The 18,893-nt window shown below is 61.0% G+C and carries 8 protein-coding genes; all 8 read left to right on the top strand.

The features are described 5' to 3' along the window. The first annotated feature begins 176 nt into the window (after positions 1–176). The 8 genes from K315_RS0105985 (at position 177) to pepN (ending at position 18,795) form a co-directional block, all read left to right on the top strand. Positions 177–4,685: a PD-(D/E)XK nuclease family protein gene (locus tag K315_RS0105985; protein WP_029576633.1), complete on the top strand. Its 4,509-nt coding sequence runs from the start codon at positions 177–179 to the stop codon at positions 4,683–4,685. Next, on the top strand, positions 4,682–9,118 hold the full coding sequence (locus K315_RS0105980; RefSeq protein ID WP_029576632.1) for an ATP-dependent DNA helicase: 4,437 nt from the start codon (positions 4,682–4,684) through the stop codon (positions 9,116–9,118). Before K315_RS0105985 ends, K315_RS0105980 begins: the two co-directional genes overlap by 4 nt. A gap of 143 nt (positions 9,119–9,261) precedes the next feature. Next, positions 9,262–10,185 (top strand): GNAT family N-acetyltransferase, encoded by a 924-nt coding sequence (locus tag K315_RS0105975; RefSeq protein ID WP_029576631.1) that lies wholly within the window; start codon positions 9,262–9,264, stop codon positions 10,183–10,185. After that, a complete protein-coding gene (locus K315_RS0105970) occupies positions 10,186–11,580 on the top strand; it encodes an MFS transporter (protein WP_029576630.1) in 1,395 nt (464 codons plus the stop codon). It begins immediately after the preceding gene. 101 nt (positions 11,581–11,681) lie between these two features. Then, a complete protein-coding gene (dapB, locus tag K315_RS0105965) occupies positions 11,682–12,434 on the top strand; it encodes a 4-hydroxy-tetrahydrodipicolinate reductase (RefSeq protein WP_029576629.1) in 753 nt (250 codons plus the stop codon). Positions 12,435–12,709: 275 nt separating this feature from the next. Further along, complete coding sequence (gene dapA, locus K315_RS0105960) at positions 12,710–13,615, top strand: 4-hydroxy-tetrahydrodipicolinate synthase (RefSeq protein ID WP_029576628.1); 906 nt, start codon at positions 12,710–12,712, stop codon at positions 13,613–13,615. A gap of 60 nt (positions 13,616–13,675) precedes the next feature. Beyond that, a complete protein-coding gene (locus tag K315_RS0105955; RefSeq protein WP_029576627.1) occupies positions 13,676–15,535 on the top strand; it encodes a ribonuclease J in 1,860 nt (619 codons plus the stop codon). A 653-nt stretch (positions 15,536–16,188) separates the two neighbouring features. Next, on the top strand, positions 16,189–18,795 hold the full coding sequence (gene pepN, locus K315_RS0105950; RefSeq protein WP_029576626.1) for an aminopeptidase N: 2,607 nt from the start codon (positions 16,189–16,191) through the stop codon (positions 18,793–18,795). Positions 18,796–18,893: the final 98 nt, after the last annotated feature.

Below are 18,893 nucleotides of genomic sequence, written 5' to 3'. Positions count from 1 at the left end.
GGGACGTTGACCGGTTGCCGTTTGTCGGCATTTCGTCAAGTAATATCATGATTCGCCGCGCTGGACGTCGCTTGCGCCGGATTTAACGTCTTGCCGGACGACGGTTGCAGCAGATGTTCCACTTCGAATCATCGGCGTGTCGCACACATATGATGGATTTCATAGGAGGTACATCTATGCGAAGCAACACGACGTTCGGCGGGCGTAGCGAAAGCGGGCAGCCCTGCGATGATTTGGTGCGGGCGTTGCTCGCCGGCACGCTGACGAACGGCTCCGGGGACCATACCCGGACGCTGGTGGTTTTGGGGGCGCCTTGCAGCGGCAAAACGCAGTTCGCCTATCGTGCGCTGCTTGAAGGCATTCGCACGTTTGGGGACACGCGCGCGGTGATGACCGTATCCGGTCGCGTTGCGGCGGATGCTTTGGGTAACGAGGCCATTCGTGCGCTCGGGGCGGTTTCTCAGGCCCGTCCGGTGACAACCATGTCGGCGCTCGCGTTCAGGGCAATTACGGCAGTGCGGTCGGCCGAGGGCAAGGCGTTGCCGCGTCTGCTCAACGGCGCTGAACAAGATGCGCTGCTGCGTTTGGTGGTTGCCGAGCATATTCAGCATGCCCGTAGTGGAGACGAATGCCCCACATGCGCGCTGTTGCGCGAGTATTTCGCCCAGGATTCCTGGGCGGATATGGTCTGCGATGCAGTACCGCAGCAAGGTGCGCGCGCAGGCGCAAACCCGAGCGGGGTTTCCGGGCGTGGTGCGGCATCGGAATCCACATCGCTGGCGATGTTCACCAAAGGTATCAGTGACGCGTTCATCATCCAGTTGCGCGATATCATCTCCCGCATCAATGAGCTCGGACTGCGTGAGCCAGACGAGCAGCCGCTGATTGGGCGCTTGCACACGATTGCCGGGGCAACGGGGACTTCCGGCGCGGGTATGGGGCCGCAGGCGAAACGGCTTGATGTCCAGTGGCGTCTTGCCTTCGCATTGCGGCAGGAATATGCGGCGGCGATTGAGCACAATTATCCGGGGCAATACCGGCTTGACCCGTCCATGCTGCTTGTTGAAGGGGCGCTTGCGGTGCCCTCGTTGAGCGGGGAGGATCTTCCCGAACTCATTGTGATCGACGACGCACAGGATTTGACGCTCGCAGGTCTCGCTTTTCTCGAACAAGCGACCAGTGCCGGTGCGCGGTTGCTCATTGTGGACGATCCGGACGAATCGGTGCAGGCGTTCCGCGGGTCGCATCCGGAATATGCGTTGGGGCGTCTGTTGGCGGCGGAGGGCGTATTTCATGCCGCGGTAGGCGCGCTGGACAAGCCTGAGCAGGATGGGTACCGTAATCTGGTCGTTTCACGGGTGAGCCTCGACATCGCCTCTGAAGAACAACTCGATATGCCGATTCCGGAACGTCCGTGGAAGAACGCGGTCGTGCCCGGAAGCTATCCAATCGCATCCATCAACACTGAAACGTCGGACGAAAGCATCACTGACCATACCCAGGATGGCAGCGTGGGCACCCGGCTGTATGCTTCGGCGAATGAAGAGCTCGAAGCTGTGGTCGCTGCCATCAAGGCAGAGCATCTCGATCATGGGCGTGTGTGGAATGATATGGCGGTTATCGCGCATGACAACGCGACTGTGCGGGCGTTCGGTGAGAGGCTGCGTCGTGACGGTGTGCCGGTGCGGTACTCGTCGGTGACCACGCCGTTGAAGGACGAGTCGTTCGTCCAAGGGCTCTTCGCGTTGATTGAACTCGCCCAAGTGCGTCTGCGCGGTGCATCCGCCGTCAATGATGCACGATTCGTCGGGACTGCCGACACGGGTGCCGCTGGGCGGGACAATATTTCGAGGCTGGCTGCGTTTATCCGTTCCCGTGTGCGTATGGCCATGGGCTCGCCGTTGATTACCGCTCGGCGGAAGAGCGGTAAGTCCCCAGCGCGCCTCGAACCCGTGGAGTTGGCCATGCAGTCTCTAGTCTCGCTGTCCACAGTCATGCGGCAGCAGACCGCCGGAAAGACAGGCCAAACTTCTGATACCGGTAATGCTATGGGTACCGTTCACGTTGAGGATGTTGGGAATGCCGGTGGGGTCGGTGCAGATTCTGCTACACAACCTCGGAATGAAGCCCCGTTGCGGTTCTTGGAACAGCATTGGGGTGCGCTACGAGACGCGCTGGTTCAGGCAGGTGAACAAGACGGCCAGACATCTCCAGAAGCAACGTCAAACGAGACGACCGAGCCGCCGGCGTTGACGCTGGACGCGATGTACTTGCTGCTCACTTGCCCGCAGGCAGCACACGGTGCTGGAACGCATGAGGAGGAGAACGAAGACGCGTCTGTGCAAGTGTTGGGCGCTTTGAGTTCCATATCCCGTCATGACGCGGACATTCGTGCGTTCGGCAACCTGTGGCGGATTGTGAGCGAGATTGCCTCCGGTATCACCAGGCTTGACGACACCAAGCCGGTGTATGTGTTGAGTCTGGCTTGGGAGCGTTGCCATGTCGCCACTGCCTGGCAGACGGCGGCGCTGGTCAATTCGCAGGAGGGGCGTGCCGCCAACGACCGGCTCGACGTGGCGATGCGTCTGTTCGACTACGCTTCCGGCGCGGGCGCAGGAGGCGATATCACCACCTTCTTTCGCAAGGTGCGTTCGATGCGTATCGAAGCGGATTCGTTGGCCAAAGTCGCGCCGATCGACCAAGCGGTCACGTTGACGACACCGGCGGGTTCGGGCGGCAGACACTGGCCGCTTGTATGGATTGTCGCCATGCAGCAGGATGTATGGCCGAATCTCATGCCACGCAACACGATGTTCGGCGGCGAAGACCTGGACGACCTCGTATTGCATGGCACACTGCCATCATTGGACCATGGGGCGCATCGGGACGAACGGCTCACCGCGGTGCTCCACAACGAACAGAAAGGCCTGCTGGTGGCTTTGACGCGTGCCAGCGAGCACGTGATGCTCACCGCGGTACGCTCGGACGATCTCATCCCGTCGGACTTCCTGTTGCGGTATCTTCCTGAACGCTTCGACGGTTCAGATGTCGGCGGGTCTGATGCAGGCGAGACCGCTGGCGGTGATGTTGCAGACGGCCAAGGTGCAGGCATGGCCGCCGGAGGTGAAACCGCCGTTGCACAGAGCGGAACGGATATGCCGGTTCTTGATGCGCAACTCGACGCCATGTGCACCGACGTGCGTGGTCTGGTGGCGGCGGCTCGTATCACGCTCGCCCGCAACACCGGCGATACTGAGACCGAACGGCACGCCCGTGAGGACGCGTACAAGACCCTGACCATGCTCAAGGACCACGGAGTGCTGTCGGCGGATCCACGCAATTGGTCCTTCCTCACTGCGGTGCCGACAGTGCCGGAGAGCAACGGGGAGCATACCGAGCCCGCCGCGGATGTCCAGATATCGGTACGGCAGCAGGGGGAGCAGGCTGGTCAAGGGGAACAACACAACCCCAACGAGGTGAAACTGTCCCCGTCGTCCGTTGACGGTCTGTGGGCGTGCCCGGTGTGCTGGATGATGGACAACCAGTTCGCTGGACCGCGCCCCGGTGGAGTGCAGGCAAGTATTGGCACCATCGTCCACCAGATTGCCCAGGAAGCCAGCCAGGACTGGCATCTTGACGCGCCTGACAACCAGCAGGGAGAAACAGAGGATCAACGCATTGCCGCCATCAGTGATCAGATGATGGCGCGCTATCAGGAATTGCGCGTCGATCCTGCTACGGTCAGCGACCCCGCCGACCGCTACACCCTGCTATACAAAGACGCCCAAGTGAGCACCATGCTGGGCAATATCGCCTCATACTTCGTGAAGTCCAATGACCCGGAGTATGCGATACGCCGTGGCGGCAAAGACACGGAACCAATCGAAGTCGGCAAACTTGAGTCGGCTGAATGCGAGAAAGAATTCAACGCCAAGTTCACCTTGAGCGACATCGCTGAGGCATACAACCGAGTCAAGCGTGTTACCGTACCGGCGACTGCTGCCGAAATCGGTGCCATTATGGGTGCGCTTGTCGGCGGCTGGCCCGAAGGCATGAGTGAGGATCTGACGATTCGCCCGTCAGGACGCATCGACCGCGAGGAACACCGGAGTGTCAACGGCAATCAAGTCATCAGGCTCATCGACTACAAAACTGGCAAAAAACCCGACGTCAAAGGGATTTTCAACGATCTGCAGCTGGTGTGCTACCAGCTGGGGCTTGCCTACCCATCCGAAGGAGCAAGACTCGGCGAAACGAGCCAACCGTTGGTTGCCCAAAGCGAACTGTTCCATGTCAGCGCACATGCGACTCCCGCGGAAAGCTATGCTCCGGAAACCGTGTACCAGCCCCCGCTCTTTGTCGATGGACATCTCAACGACCATGAGTTCTCCGATCGTTACTACTACCGTAATCCTGAAAAGTTCTACGATTATCCCCGCAACGGCGAACCGCCTGTGGAAGTGCGAGAAGAGTTGTGGAAAAACTTTACCGAGATCTCGGCCGGCACCCAGATTGCCTGGGCGTTGGCGATGATCGCCCGGGTGTTCTACGCGGGCGCCGCCCTACGGTCCGAACGGATTGTCGCGCATCCGCAGAAAGCCCATCTGACATATTGCGACGGGAATGGCATTTGCCCGGCGTGCGCAGGGGAAATCAACACGGTGTTCGAAACGAGGAAAGCATGAACGGAATGAAAGCCAAGGGGAACGCATTCCAGCCGAGCGACGAGCAGCGGCAAGTCGCCTATGCGCCCGAAAACGATGACGTGCTGGTCGTAGCCGGCGCAGGAAGCGGCAAAACCACGACGATGACCGCGCGCGTGAACCACCTCATCGCATGTGGGGTTCCGCCGGAGCGCATCCTCGGCCTGACCTTCACAAAAAAGGCGGCGGCCGAACTGTCTGAAAAAGTCTCAGGCGGCCTCCAGACCGGCACAAATATGCTGCTCAAGCCCACGGTTATGACCTACGATGCGTTCTTCCAGTCAATCGTCAGGCAATACGGGCTTCTAGTCGGATTCGACCAGGATACACAGCCGTTGAGCGATGCAGGCGCCATCCAACTCGCCTCCAACGTCATCGAAGCGCATCTGGACGAACTGTTCGCCGCCTCCGGGCAAGACGGCGACGACGGACAAGACGGCGAATCCAACACCGACGAACCGGATGGCACACAGCAAGGCAAGTTCCGTACGCTTGTCGGAAAACTGCTCAACCTGTCACACGCCATCGGCGGAGCCATGATCGGCGGTGACTGTGATTCAATTTCCGAAGCGGTACACCGCATCCGACATTGGGACGACGCATTCATCGAGCGGGTGCAACGCATCGTCGATGCCGATATCAAAGAGCGGAACGCTGTGATTCCGTCCCGGGACCCGCTGGGTGAAGATGAGAAAAAGCGGCGCAAAAGAGCGAAGAAAGACACCGATGAACAGTATGCCGAGAAAGTGAGGAAACAGGAAGAAGAATGGCGTCGGCAACGCGCTGATGCCGCGCTGTTCCACTGCGCGAAGATGCTCGATGCAACCAAACAGCGCAACGTCCTGCTCAATCTGGTCGAAGCCTATGAGCAGGCGAAGCGCGAAGCCGGCATGGCTGAATTCAGTGATTTCACCATCGCCGCATACCAACTGGTCAGGCGTTTCCCGTCCATCGGGCAGCAATATCGCCATCGGTACACCCATGTCTTGCTTGACGAATACCAGGACACGTCAACCACGCAGTCAGAACTGATCGCCGCACTGTTCCACCCTGACGCAGGCGGTTCAATCGCCGATGCCGGCAGGTCCGCGGTAACTGCGGTGGGCGATCCATACCAGTCCATCTATGCTTGGCGTGGCGCAAGCCCGGGCGCGCTGCGGATCTTCCAGCGTGCGTTCGATTTGGAACAGCCCGGATTCAAGCCATACCCGATGACCATCAGCCGCAGGAACCCGCGCATGGTATTGCAGATGGCGAACAATCTCACCTTGGGACTACGCCGGACGCACCGCAGGCGGAGCAGCTCGCGCATGTCCGAAGTCGATGTGCTCCCGCTGAACAACAATCCCGACAACACCGAACGCGGCACGGTCGGCGTTCAGGAGTATGCGACACTCGGGCAGGAAATCGACGCCGTCGTGCGCTTCGCCAAATTCGCCATCGCACGTCACACGAATGCCGATCCGGCGGCGGACGCCAAAGAGCGGCCGCATGTCGCAGTGCTATTCCGTAGCAAACGGCAGATGCCGTACTACGAGCAGGCATTGCGCGCCAAAGGTTTGAGCGTACAGACCGTCGGATACTCCGCGCTGCTTGAGCGTGCGGACGTACGCGATGTTCTTGCCTTGCTGCGTGTCGCCGCGGATCCCACCGACTCGCAATCGCTGATGCGTCTGCTGGCAACCCCTCGATTCCATATAGAAGCCAGGCAGCTGACCACGCTTGCCAGATGTGCCGATCAGCGAGACACCGAGCGGCGGTATCAGGCGCTTGTCCAAGCCGGTTACGCCACAGGCGAGGAAACGGCCCGGCAGCGGGCCGAAGTCGTGCGGGAACATCGAGGGCAACTGCCGCATATGGTCTACCTGTCCGATGTGGTCGCCGACACTCATGAACCCGCCGATCTTGCTGGTTGCAAGCTGGACGAGACCGCGGTGGATGCCGTAGTGCGTGCCGGCGGCATCCTGCGCGAGGTGCGGCAGGCCATGGGCTTGCCGTTGGAACATGTGGTTCGCGCCGCAATCCGCGCTTTGGACCTGGATGTCGATACCGTGCTCGCCCAAGCGTTCGCCGATTCCCGGCAGTCGGTCAATCCGACTCTTGCACATGCGCCGGTCGAATCCATCATCGAACTGGTTGGCACCTACACCCAGGAAATCGTGCAAGCCGGTCAGTCGACGCTGCGAGGCTTTATCAGCTGGATTGATTCGCTGAAAACCGTGGACGACCCGACCGCTGCCGCGCATACGGGGCCAGTCGATGTCGTGCTCATGACAATCCATCAGGCCAAGGGCTTGCAATGGGATGCCGTCGCCGTCGTCGACGTCAACGACAAGACCTTCCCCAGCAACCAGGGCGACTCTCTCAGCGTCAAACCCGCCGACGACACCAAGACCGTCAGCTCAACGAACGCAGCAGGGGAGTGGGAGCCGCCGGAATACACGGAAAAAGCCAACACATGGCTGACCTGTGCCGATATGGTGCCCGCACCGGTTCGCGCCGATGCGGATATTCTGCCGCGCTTCCCGCACGACGCCGTCCAGGGTGCTGATCCGACCGAAGCCTTCAGCGAATTCGAAGACACGCTCACCCTGGCGGACGAGGAATACGGAACAGGCCGCAATCTGCCGATTGACGGCATGGACTCCATCGACAAGAACAAGCTGTTCCTCACCCAGCGCGAAGAATACGGCCGGCGCCTGCATGAAGACGAACGGCGATTGGCATACGTCGCCGTCACCCGCGCCAAGCACGAGGTCTTCGTCACCGCAACCCAGTCGAGCACCATCGATATGTGGCCCGAAGACGGAAAAAGCAACACAAGGTCCGTCTTCTGGCAGGAAATGTACGATTCCATGAGGCATTACGCGAAGACGGAAGGACTGCAACCGGCGGCGTTGCCCTCATGGGCGGATCGGCGCGAACTCGAAGCTGACCAGGACGCAGACCCGAAGGACGGGCATCCGCATACGCTTGCATCCGTCGGCCAACCGCTGCCGGATGGTTTCTTCGTCGGTGATGGCGCGCAGGACTTCGAGGACGCGGTCGTGGGGCAGGCGTGGAGGACTCCTGTGGAGCTGATCCACAAAAAAACGAGTTTGGCGTGGCCAGCGAATTTGAGCGAGAACATCCGCAGAAAACTCGACGAATCCGCACAAGAGACGCTCGACTGGATGGCATCGGCGGAATCCGCGAAGTCTGTGAGGCCTGTTGAATCTGTGGAATCGTCGGAATCCGCGGTGTCCGGAGAATCCGGTGAATCGCGGGTATCTGCTGGTTCGTCGCAATCCACGGAATCCACGGAATCGCCGGAATCCAAGCCGAGTGACGCCTCCCAAGCGAACGGGCGAACCGAGTCATGGGGTATCAACGAAACCGACGTGCTGTCGCGCAGGACGCGCGCCCTGCTGAACGATATGGATTTGCAACCGCAGGAATACCAACTCTCCACCGCCCCCGACGATCTTGACGACCAAGTGAAGCAGACCGCCATGCGTCTGATGGCGAACAGCCGTCGTTCGGTCACTTCCCTGCAGACGCAGGCCGGCCAGACCGACAACCGCAAGTTACAACAGTATTGGCGCGGTATGATTCGGCCGATTCCGCGTATCGCATCGCCGAGCGCCGAGGCAGGAACCCTGTTCCATGCTTGGGCCGAACAGTTCATGAACGCCTACGACGACAGCGGAATCATCGAAGACACCGATGCTTCCGGCATCGACGGACAGATGAACGACGCCGCCGTTCCGCTATCCGCCGCGACCACGCGTGAGGCGATGATCAGCGATCTCAATGCTCGCGCCGAGCTGCTGTCCGCTGCAAAGGCTGAAAACCCTGAAGGTTCTGTAGACGTCGCTCAAGGCTCTGCGGACGCTGTTCGAAGCGGTGCTTCCACTGCCGGCTCTTCCCCTGCCGGCACAAGCGCGAAAGCAGGCGCCAGTGCAACTGCAGGTACCAGTGCGAAAGGCACCGCGCTCGAACGGAAGCTCGTCACTTGGGAACGCCGATTGGTCGCATCCCGGTGGGCGAAACGTCGTCCCCAAGCCGCTGAGCGCCAAATCGTCATCTCACTGCCGCAACTGGATGACATCATCGTCCACGGCAAGCTTGACGCGGTCTTCTATGGTGGCCTCGATCCGCAGGACGATACCAAGCGGTTTACGGTCGTCGACTGGAAAACCGGTAGGAAACCGCGCAAACCAAGCGATATCGATGAGAAGCTCGCCCAGCTGGACATGTATCGGCTGCTGCTTTCGCGGGTCGAGAACATCCCGTTGAACTCCATCGACGCCACCCTGTACTATCTGAGTGAGCCCCAAGAGGCTGACCGCGAGCTGCATGCGAGCGGGAAAACAGAACAGGATATCCTTGCCGAGTTGAGCTCCGGAATCCCCGAAGAATCTGACAACGACTGACCTGCGCGTGGGCGCGGGCGGCGGTCCACGGACTGGAAAACGCGTCCGTGGACGGTCATGTCAGCGGGGCCGCGACCCTCGAGCAGCATGTGTGGGCGGGCACACGTGCCGGATGCTGAGTCGAAACGAAAGTGAGGAACATCATGGGCGCGATCCGCGACCATATCCACCATGCCAAGGCATCATCCCGGAACCATACCGATGGTGCCCGCACCGAGAACCGCAACCGCGTGTCAATACAGCGCTCACCGCAGGCCGTTGTCCCGTTGCAGACGACCCGAAGCCATGCCAAACCTGCCGTATCCGCCGCGCTCATGCCCGAGACGTCATCGGATGCCGCCACCGCAGGCGGCAACGTTGTCATTTACCGGCCGCTGACGGCAACTGACCTTCCCGCAATCATCGACGAATACGACCAGACATGGGGATTCCGTCCGCTGTCGGAGCGCCGCCCGCTGTCACAGATGGTCTCGAAACGATTTGTCATGCATTACCTCGAAGGCACTACCCGAGCGGAAGTCGCTGAACTCGACGGCCAGGTCCTCGGTCTGACTTTCGCCCAAGTGGATGGTGAACGCCCGCTGTATCCGCATGCGCAGGAAACACTCGCTGGCATCGACGATCGGCTGCGCGCCGATGACACCGGTTCCGTCGCCCTGCGTGAGACCCTGTACTGGCATCGCGCGGAAAACCGTCTCGAGCGCATCAGCCAAATCGGCAAAGTCACCCAAGCGGAACTGCGGTTGTTCCTTGTCTCGCCCAAAGCCCGTGGCCATGGCGTGGGCGGAGGTCTGTGGCGACGTCTGATGGCCTACTTCCAGCGTCAAGGCGTCAAACGCTACTTCCTGCACACGGACAACAGCTGCGATGTTGGCTTCTATGACCATCAAGGCTTGGTATGCAACGCGAAACGCATCGCCGCCGACCATCCGGAAGACCATGTCGAGAAGATGTACGGTCGCATGAACGATCTGTACATCTATTCCGGCGAACCGTCCCGAACCGTACGACATCGTCGGCGCGGCGGCAATTCCGGCGCGGGGCAGCAACCGAAACGGGGTGAGTGATTGGCCACGACGCCGTCAAGCGCCGCAACGGTCGGTCAGCAAGCCGGTTCGCCGTATTTGCGGCTGTTCCGTTTGCCGGGCGCGAAAGCCTTCTGCATCTCCGGCGCCATCGCACGCCTGCCGATATCCATGATGAGCCTGGGCATCGTGCTCGCGCTCAACCACCTGTACGACAACTGGACCATCGCTGGAACCATGAGCGCGGTGTATATCCTGGCCGTTTCGGCGGTCACGCCGTTCTACGCGCGCTTGTTCGACCGGCTTGGTCAGCGGCGTGTCGGATTCCCAGTGCTCGCTTTGCAAGTGGCCAGCATGCTCGTCTTCGCGTTCGCCGCGATGGCCCGCGTGCCGATTGCCGTGCTGTTCGTCCTCGCTGTACTCATGGGACTTTGCCAATTCTCCATCGGCGCGCTCGTGCGCACACGCTGGGCATACGCGTTGCGCGGCAATCCGGACGCGTCGTTGCTGAACACCGCATACGCGCTGGAAGCTGCAGTCGACGAAATCGTGTTCATTCTCGGGCCGATTCTTGCCGCTTTCCTCGCAACCTCCGTCAGTCCGGTCTCCCAGCTGTTCGTACCGACTTTCGCGGCCGGAATCGGGGGAGCGGTGTTCTTCTCGTTACGCAACACCGCACCGCCAGTCATCGAAGTGGTGGAGGTCAAACCCGCACCCTCCGACGACGCCGACGTGCTGCGTGCAGCCAGTTGCGGGCCTGAAACCGGCTCCGACACGGCCGTCACGCTTGACAGTGGCGGTTTGCGCACCCCGCGTCGCCACAATCGTAGCGTGCTCACCTATCCGGGTATCGGACCGCTGCTCGCCGTATTCGTTGTGTTCAACATCAGCTTCAACGCCTTCGACGTGTCGATGACCGCTGACTACAAGGCGCTCGGCATCGAGAAATTCCTCGGATTGCAGCTCGCCATGTTCGCCCTCGGCTCGTGCATCGGGGCGATTATCTTCGGCACACGCAAACTCAAAGGTTCGAACTGGTCGCATATGGTGGGCTTCCTATGCCTGTTGACCTGCGGATACGTGATGTTCCGCCTGAGCATGGATCATCTGATTGTGCTCGGTGTGCTAGAAGTCCTTGCCGGACTGTGCGTGTCGCCGTTGTTCGCGACCGGCAACCTTATTGTCAAGGACATCGTGCCGGAAGGCTCACTGACCGAAGGCCTGTCGTGGGTGACCACTGCCGGAACCGTCGGCACGTCGCTCGGCTCGACCATCGCCGGCGTGGTCGTCGATCATGCAGGTCCGCATGCCGGGCTCATGATCCCGTGGATCGCCACCGCGTGCGCCATACCGATCGCGCTGCTCGGATGGCGGCTGTCGCGGCGGGGCAGCGACAAAGCCGGCAAAGCTGTCGAAGCCGTCGAAGCGTCTCTTTAGATTCATAAGAGTAAGTATCCGTAAGGGTGTATTGATGATATTCGGGCGGTCCGATGCGATTCATGGCATACGGGCCGCCCGGAATCAGGCAAGGAGCGAACATGATCAAGGTTTCCGTCGTCGGCGCCAAGGGACGCATGGGGTCGCACGTGGTCGAAGCGGTGAACGGGGCGGAGGACACGAGCCTCGCGCTTGCGCTCGATGCAGGTGACGACCTTACGCAGATTACCTCTGAAAACACTGATGTCGTCGTCGAATTCACCGTGCCGACCGTCTCGCTGGACAATGTGCTTGCTCTCGTCGCCCAAGGCGTCAACGTGGTTGTCGGCACAACCGGATGGACCGACGAGAAACTCGACCAGGTCCGTGCTGCGCTCGCGAAGGCCCCGCGCGAAAACCAGAGCGTGTTCATCGCCCCGAATTTCGCGATTTCCGCGGTGCTGGCTGACTATTTCGCGAAGGTCGCGGCGCCCTATTTCGAATCCGCTGAGGTGATCGAGCTGCATCATCCGAACAAGGTGGATGCGCCTTCCGGCACGGCGATCCACACTGCGCACGCCATCGCCGAAGCACGGAAGGATGCCGGTCTTGGCGCTATCCCGGATAATACACAGACCGACGGCGGCTCGCGCGGCCAAGTGATTGACGGCATCCACGTGCATGCGGTACGTCTTCGCGGTCTCAACGCCCACGAGGAGGTCCTGTTCGGCAACGCCGGCGAACAGCTGACGATTCGCGCCGACAGCTTCGACCGCATTTCCTTCATGCCTGGCGTCCTTCTCGCTGTACGCAAGATCGCGTCCGGCAACTACCCCGGTCTCACCGTCGGCCTGGACCACTTCCTCGACCTCTAACCCCACTTCCCGTCCCTCTACCGACGCTGCGACCGTCCTGAGCGTCGGTAGAGGGTCCTCTCTCTGGTTCTGCCGACGCTGATCGGCGTGTGAGTGTCGGTCGAGGGTTTTGCCGACGCTGAGGCAGTCCTGAGCGTCGGTAGGAGGTTGTGTCGACGTTGAGCGCCCTGTGAGCGTCGGAGAGGGTTGTGCCGACGCTGGGTGGCTTGTAGGCCTCGAGAGGGGCTTGAGGACGATGGGGTCTGCGTCCCACCCCAGAGGTACGGTTACCAAGTATGAGTGACACCACCATGCATCTTCTTGATCCGGCCCCGTTCGGGCGTATTCTGCCCGCTATGGTGACGCCGATGAAAACTGACGGTTCCATCGATTATGAAGCAGCCCAGAAGCTTGCCAAGCAGCTGGTCGCGGATGGCGCCGACGGTCTGGTGGTCAACGGCACAACCGGCGAATCGCCGGTCACCCACATGGAGGAGAAAGTCGACCTCGTCACCGCGGTCAAGGAAGCGGTTGATGTTCCGATCATCTCCGGTGCCGGCTCGAACGACACCGCGCACACCGTACGCATGGTCGAGCAGACGCAAGAGGCGGGCTGCGACGCTGTGCTCGTGGTGGCGCCGTACTATTCTCGCCCTTCACAAGAGGGCATTTTCCGTCACTATCAGGCGGTCAACGAATCGGCGGACAAGCCGATCATCATCTATGACGTCCCGGGTCGCACCGGCGTGCACATCCAGCTGGAAACGTACCGTCGTATGGCCGAGCTGGATCACGTCAAGGCGGTCAAGGACGCGACCGGCGACATCGCTGGAGCGGTGCGCAAGCGTTTGGAGACAGGTTTGACTTGGTATTCCGGCGATGATGGTCTGTTCCTGCCGTTCCTGTCCGTCGGCGCTGTCGGCATCATTTCGGTGATTGCCCATGCGGCCGCCGGTCCGATGCGCGATTTGGCCAATGCGTTCGATCAAGGCGATATCCATACGGCACAGAAGATCGCCGTCCAGCTTTCCCCGCTGGTCGAATCGCTCAATGGCACCGGATTCCAGGCGGTCATGGCCAAAGCCGCGCTCAAGGTTCGCGGCGTGCTGGATTGCACGACGATGCGTCTGCCGAATGTCGGACCGGGCGAACCCGAGTTCGAACGCGCGCGCGAAGGCATGCGCGCCGCTGGCCTCCTGTGACGGGCACTACCTCGCCCACGTATAGGCGCGGGCACTAAGTAACAGAAACCCAACGAGGAAATGGCAAAAGAACAAGAACAGAATAAGAGCAATTCCCGCAGGCGCGGCCAGCATACCGGCCGCCGCGCCCGCATGTCGTCGGCCCGCAACACCGGCCGTACGACCACGCGCCGTGGATCGCGCCCACAGGAGTTCGCCACGGCCCCCCAGCAGGACGATGTGCTGATCGCCCCGCCGAAGTACCGCAAGGGCTCGATGCGTATCGTGCCGCTTGGCGGTCTCGGCGAAATCGGCCGCAACATGAACGTGGTCGAATACAACGGCCACCTGCTGCTCATCGATTGCGGCGTGCTTTTCCCTGAGGAGGAGCAGCCGGGCGTTGACCTGATCCTGCCTGATTTCCACTACATCAAGGACCGTCTCGACAAGGTCGAGGCCCTGGTGCTCACCCACGGCCACGAAGACCATATCGGCGGCGTACCGTACCTGCTCAAGCTGCGTCCAGACATCCCGCTGATCGGTTCCAAGCTGACGCTGGCCTTCGTAGAGGCCAAGTGCAAGGAACACCACATCAACCCGACGATGATTGAGGTCAAAGGCCGTGACAAAATCAAGGCCGGCCCGTTCAACCTAGAGTTCGTGACCGTCACCCACTCGATTCCTGACGCGCTTGCCGTATGCGTGCGCACGCCCGCCGGCTCGCTTATCGACACCGGCGATATCAAGCTTGACCAGCTGCCGCTTGACCACAAGATCACTGATCTGGTTGAGTTCGGCAAGCTCGGCGAACGTGGCATCGACCTGCTGATGATGGATTCCACGAACGCGGAAGTCCCCGGATTCGTGCGCCCCGAGACCACAATCGGCCCGGCGCTTGACCGCGTGTTTGCCGAAGCGACCCGCAAGATCATCGTCGCGAGCTTCTCAAGCCACGTGCACCGCGTGCAGCAGGTCGTCGATGCCGCCCACAAGTACGGCCGCAAAGTCGTCTTCGTCGGCCGTTCGATGGTGCGCAACATGTCCATTGCCGCCGATTTGGGCTACCTGCACATCCCCGAGGGCACGGTCGTCGACCTCAAGAAGGCCAAGGACATCCAGGACGACAAGATCGTCTACATGTGCACCGGTTCGCAGGGCGAGCCGATGGCGGCGCTTGGGCGTATCGCTGACGGCAATCACCGCGATATCACCGTCAACGAGTTCGATACCGTGATTCTGGCCAGCTCGCTGATTCCGGGCAACGAGAACGGTGTGTACCGCGTGATCAACAAACTCGTCCAGCTGGGCGCCCGCGTGGTGAACAAGGACAATGCGGCTGTTCATGTGTCCGGTCACGCGAACGAGGGCGAACTGCTGTACCTGTACAACATCATCAAGCCGAAGTGCGCGATGCCGATCCACGGCGAGAACCGCCATCTGGTCGCCAACGGCCTGATCGCGGTGAAGACGGGTGTGGCCCCGGACAACGTCGTGCTCGCAGAAGATGGCGATGTCGTCGACCTGTACCACGGCAAGGCATCGGTCGTCGGTTCCGTGCCGTGCGGCTATGTGTATGTCGATGGCGATTCGGTCGGCGAACTGACCGATGAGGATCTTGAGAAGCGCCGCATCCTCGGCACCGAAGGCTTCGTGTCGAGCTTCGTGGTGGTCAATACCGACACCGCGGACGTGCTCTCCGGCCCGAAGATCTATCTGAACGCCGTGGCCGAGGACGAAAGCGAGTTCGAGAAGGTCCGCCACCAGATCGTCGAGCAGTTGCAGGACGCGATGATGCAAGGCACCCGCGACACGCACAGGCTCCAGCAGATCATGCGTCGTACGCTGGGCAGCTGGGTCGCGCGTCAGCTGCATCGCAAGCCGGTTATCGTGCCGGTGGTCGCCGATATCGCGCAGCGCGACGAGGACGATCCGCTGCGCTGAGCAAGCGGCACAGCTTCGCGGCGATTTCGCGGCGACTATAGCTGTGATTCAACGGCAAGCCATCAGTGAGCGCCGTTCCGCCATTTCCGTGGGACGGCGCTCACTCATATATCATTGGCGGGATTGCTCTGTGATTGCGCTGTTGCTGTTCCATGATTTCCCTGCGGTCGCTTTGTGCTGACCTTGTGGTTTCCGTGTGGTCATCCTGTGATATCCCTGTGGTTGCCTTATATCTGACCCGCGTCCTCATGCACTTGCCTCGCGGTTTCCCTGTATTTTCTCTGTGATTTCCAACGGTGGCCTTACGGTCGTCTTATGGTCGTCTAGCGTTTCCCCGTGATTACAGCCCCCGCCAATATCATCTGCCGACGACTTTTCCCTTGCAGCGCACCCCGTTCTGTCGAATAATGGACATTGCCCGTACCGTGGCGTAGAATCGTCACGTTATCGACAACCAGTGCGGCAAGCACGGAAGAACAACCAACATCGCGGCGAGGCGTGGCTCACATGCCGAGCCGCGATGTTTTGCGTATACACGGCACTACGGCATCAGCCATGCGAATCTGCGATACCGGCCAGCAACCACGGACAGATACACCGTGCCAACCGGCGTATTTCTGCATGCAGCCAAAGCCGTACAAGGAAGGAGCGACATGCCAGGCGCGAACCTCACCAGAGAAGAAGCACAGGAACGTAAATCCATCGTCAAGGCGCCCATCCACTATGCCGTCAGCCTAGACCTGACCCAAGGCGCAACGGATTTCGGTTCGACCACCACCATCACTTTCGGCGCGAATACCGGAGCTCGCGCGTTCCTCGACCTGATCGCCGACGACGTCACTTCGATCACCCTCAACGGCAAGGAGCTTGACCCGGCGACCGCCTACCGCGACAACCGCATCGAACTGGCCGGGCTGCTCGAGCACAACGAGGTCACCGTCACCGCCCGCTGCCAGTACTCGCGTACTGGCGAAGGCCTGCATCGCAGCGTCGACCCCTCCGACGGCAACGTATACCTGTACACCCAGTTCGAGGTGCCGGACGCCCGTCGTGTCTATGCGGTCTTCGATCAGCCTGATCTCAAGGCGATTTTTGAGTTCCATGTGCTCGCCCCGCAAAGCTGGATTGTCACGTCGAATATGCCGGTCATCTCCGCGCAAGACGTGGACCATATCACTGCTGAAGGCACGCTCGGCGACCATTCGGCGGAAAGCTCCCGCCAGTGGACGTTTGAGCCCACCCCGGTGATGAGCTCCTACCTGACCGCGATCTGTGCCGGCCCGTATGCGCAGTGGCGCACTGAATACGCGAACGAGGACGGCCGTACCATCCCGATGGCGCTCTACTGCCGTCAGGCGCTCAAGGATGCGCTCGACAAGGACGCCGATTACCTGTTTGACATCACCAAGAAGGGCTTCGCGTTCTACGCCAAGACCTGGGGTGTGCCGTACCCGTACGCCAAGTACGACCAGATCTTCGTGCCGGAATACAATGCGGGCGCGATGGAGAACATCGGCATGGTCACTATCCGCGACCAGTACGTGTTCGAATCCAAGGTGACCGACGCATATGCCGAGCGCCGCGTGGTCACCGTGCTGCACGAGCTCGCCCACATGTGGTTCGGCGATTACGTGACCATGAAGTGGTGGAACGACCTGTGGCTGAACGAATCCTTCGCCGAATTCATGTCCACGCTCGCCACCGCGGAGGCGACTGAATGGCATGACGCGTGGGCGACCTTCAGCTCCGGAGAGAAGAGCTGGGGCCAGGCGCAGGACCAGCTGCCGACCACCCACCCGATTGTCGCGCCGATCAATGACCTGAACGACACCTATGTGAACTTCGATGGCATCACCTACGCGAAGGGCGCGTCCGTGCTCAAGCAGCTCGTCGCCTATGTTGGCCGCGACAAGTTCTTCGAAGGTATCAACCACTACCTCAACAAGCACGCGTACGGCAACGCCACGCTTGCCGACCTGCTCGCCGAACTGGAGCAGACCTCCGGTCGCGACCTTAAGGCCTGGAGCAAGCAGTGGCTGGAAGCCGCGGGTATCAACACCATCAGTGTACGCGTTGATGAAAACGCCGACGGCACCATCGCCGCGCTGACCCTCGATCAGAGCGCGCCCGCCGAGCATCCCGTGCTGCGGCCTCACCGTCTGGCGGTCGGCTTCTACAACGAGAACGCCGACGGGCAGATCGTGCGCACTGACCGATTCGAACTCGACGTGACCGGCGAACATACGACCGTCGAGGAAGCAGCCGGCAAGAAGCGTCCGGCGTTCATCCTCGTCAACGACGATGACCTGACGTACACCAAGTTGCGTTTCGACGCGCAATCCCTCGAATTCGCGGCGGAAAACCTCTACCGCTTCGCTGACCCGCTTGCGCGGTCCGTGGTGTGGCTGTCCCTGTGGGATATGACCCGTGACGGCGAATTCCCAGCTGAGCGCTTCATCAACACGAGCCTCGACGCGCTGGCGACCGAACATGAGTCCACCACCTTCCGCTATGCGCTCGCCCAGGTGTCCACGACGGCCCACCACTATGTCGTCCCTGCCCGCAGCGCCGACGTGGCGAAGAACACCGCCGAGCGCCTGTGGAAGCTCGCCGGCAAGGCACAAGCCGGCTCCGATGAGCAGTTCCAGCTGGTCGGCGCCTACCTCACCTACGGCGTGGAAGGCGACGAACGGTTCCTCGCCAACGCCGAAGGCCTGCTGGACGGCAGGGTCAAGCTTGAAGGGCTCGACATCGACAACAATATGCGCTGGACGATCCTCAAGGCGCTTGCCGGTGTGAACGCCGTCGACAACGCGCGCATCGACGAGGAGCTCGCCAAGCGCGATACGACCGAGAACCGTGAATTCGCCTACGGAGCCCGCGCGAGCCGCGCGACGGCCAAGGCGAAGGCGTGGGCGTGGGACCAGGCGCTGCACAATGGCGATTTGACCAACATGCAGCTCGAAGCGGTCGCCGCAGGCTTCGCATCCACCCCGCGCGAGGACCTTGCCAAGCCGTACGCCGCCGAGTATTTCAACCAGGTTGACTGGGTGTGGAAGAACAAGACCTTCCACATGGCCGAGGCCCTGCTCGAAGGGCTATACCCGTCCTATGCGGATCCGGCGGAACTCGTCCGGCTGGGCGACCAGTGGCTCAGCGAGCATGCTGATGCGCCGCGCGCGTTGCGCCGCATCATCATCGAGAACGTCGAATCCTCCCGTCGTGTGCTCAAGGTGCGCGCCTACAACGAGGCGCTGTGACCTTCTGACACAGACACCTTGAGGGCCGGTCGGCTGCCGTTTTGGTGTCGGCCAGCCCTCAGACGTTCGATTCGATATATATATAGCATATATGCTAT

This window comes from Bifidobacterium thermacidophilum subsp. thermacidophilum DSM 15837, assembly GCF_000426425.1.
Classification (GTDB): domain Bacteria; phylum Actinomycetota; class Actinomycetes; order Actinomycetales; family Bifidobacteriaceae; genus Bifidobacterium; species Bifidobacterium thermacidophilum.
Note: the sequence above shows the minus strand (reverse complement) of the source record. Positions and strands in the feature narration are given on the sequence as shown.

Coding starts and splice junctions, on each gene's coding strand:
- dapA (WP_029576628.1), top strand. CDS start 12,710: ATGAGTGACACCACCATGCATCTTCTTGATCCGGCCCCGTTCGGGCGT.
- K315_RS0105980 (WP_029576632.1), top strand. CDS start 4,682: ATGAACGGAATGAAAGCCAAGGGGAACGCATTCCAGCCGAGCGACGAG.
- K315_RS0105975 (WP_029576631.1), top strand. CDS start 9,262: ATGGGCGCGATCCGCGACCATATCCACCATGCCAAGGCATCATCCCGG.
- K315_RS0105955 (WP_029576627.1), top strand. CDS start 13,676: ATGGCAAAAGAACAAGAACAGAATAAGAGCAATTCCCGCAGGCGCGGC.
- K315_RS0105985 (WP_029576633.1), top strand. CDS start 177: ATGCGAAGCAACACGACGTTCGGCGGGCGTAGCGAAAGCGGGCAGCCC.
- dapB (WP_029576629.1), top strand. CDS start 11,682: ATGATCAAGGTTTCCGTCGTCGGCGCCAAGGGACGCATGGGGTCGCAC.
- pepN (WP_029576626.1), top strand. CDS start 16,189: ATGCCAGGCGCGAACCTCACCAGAGAAGAAGCACAGGAACGTAAATCC.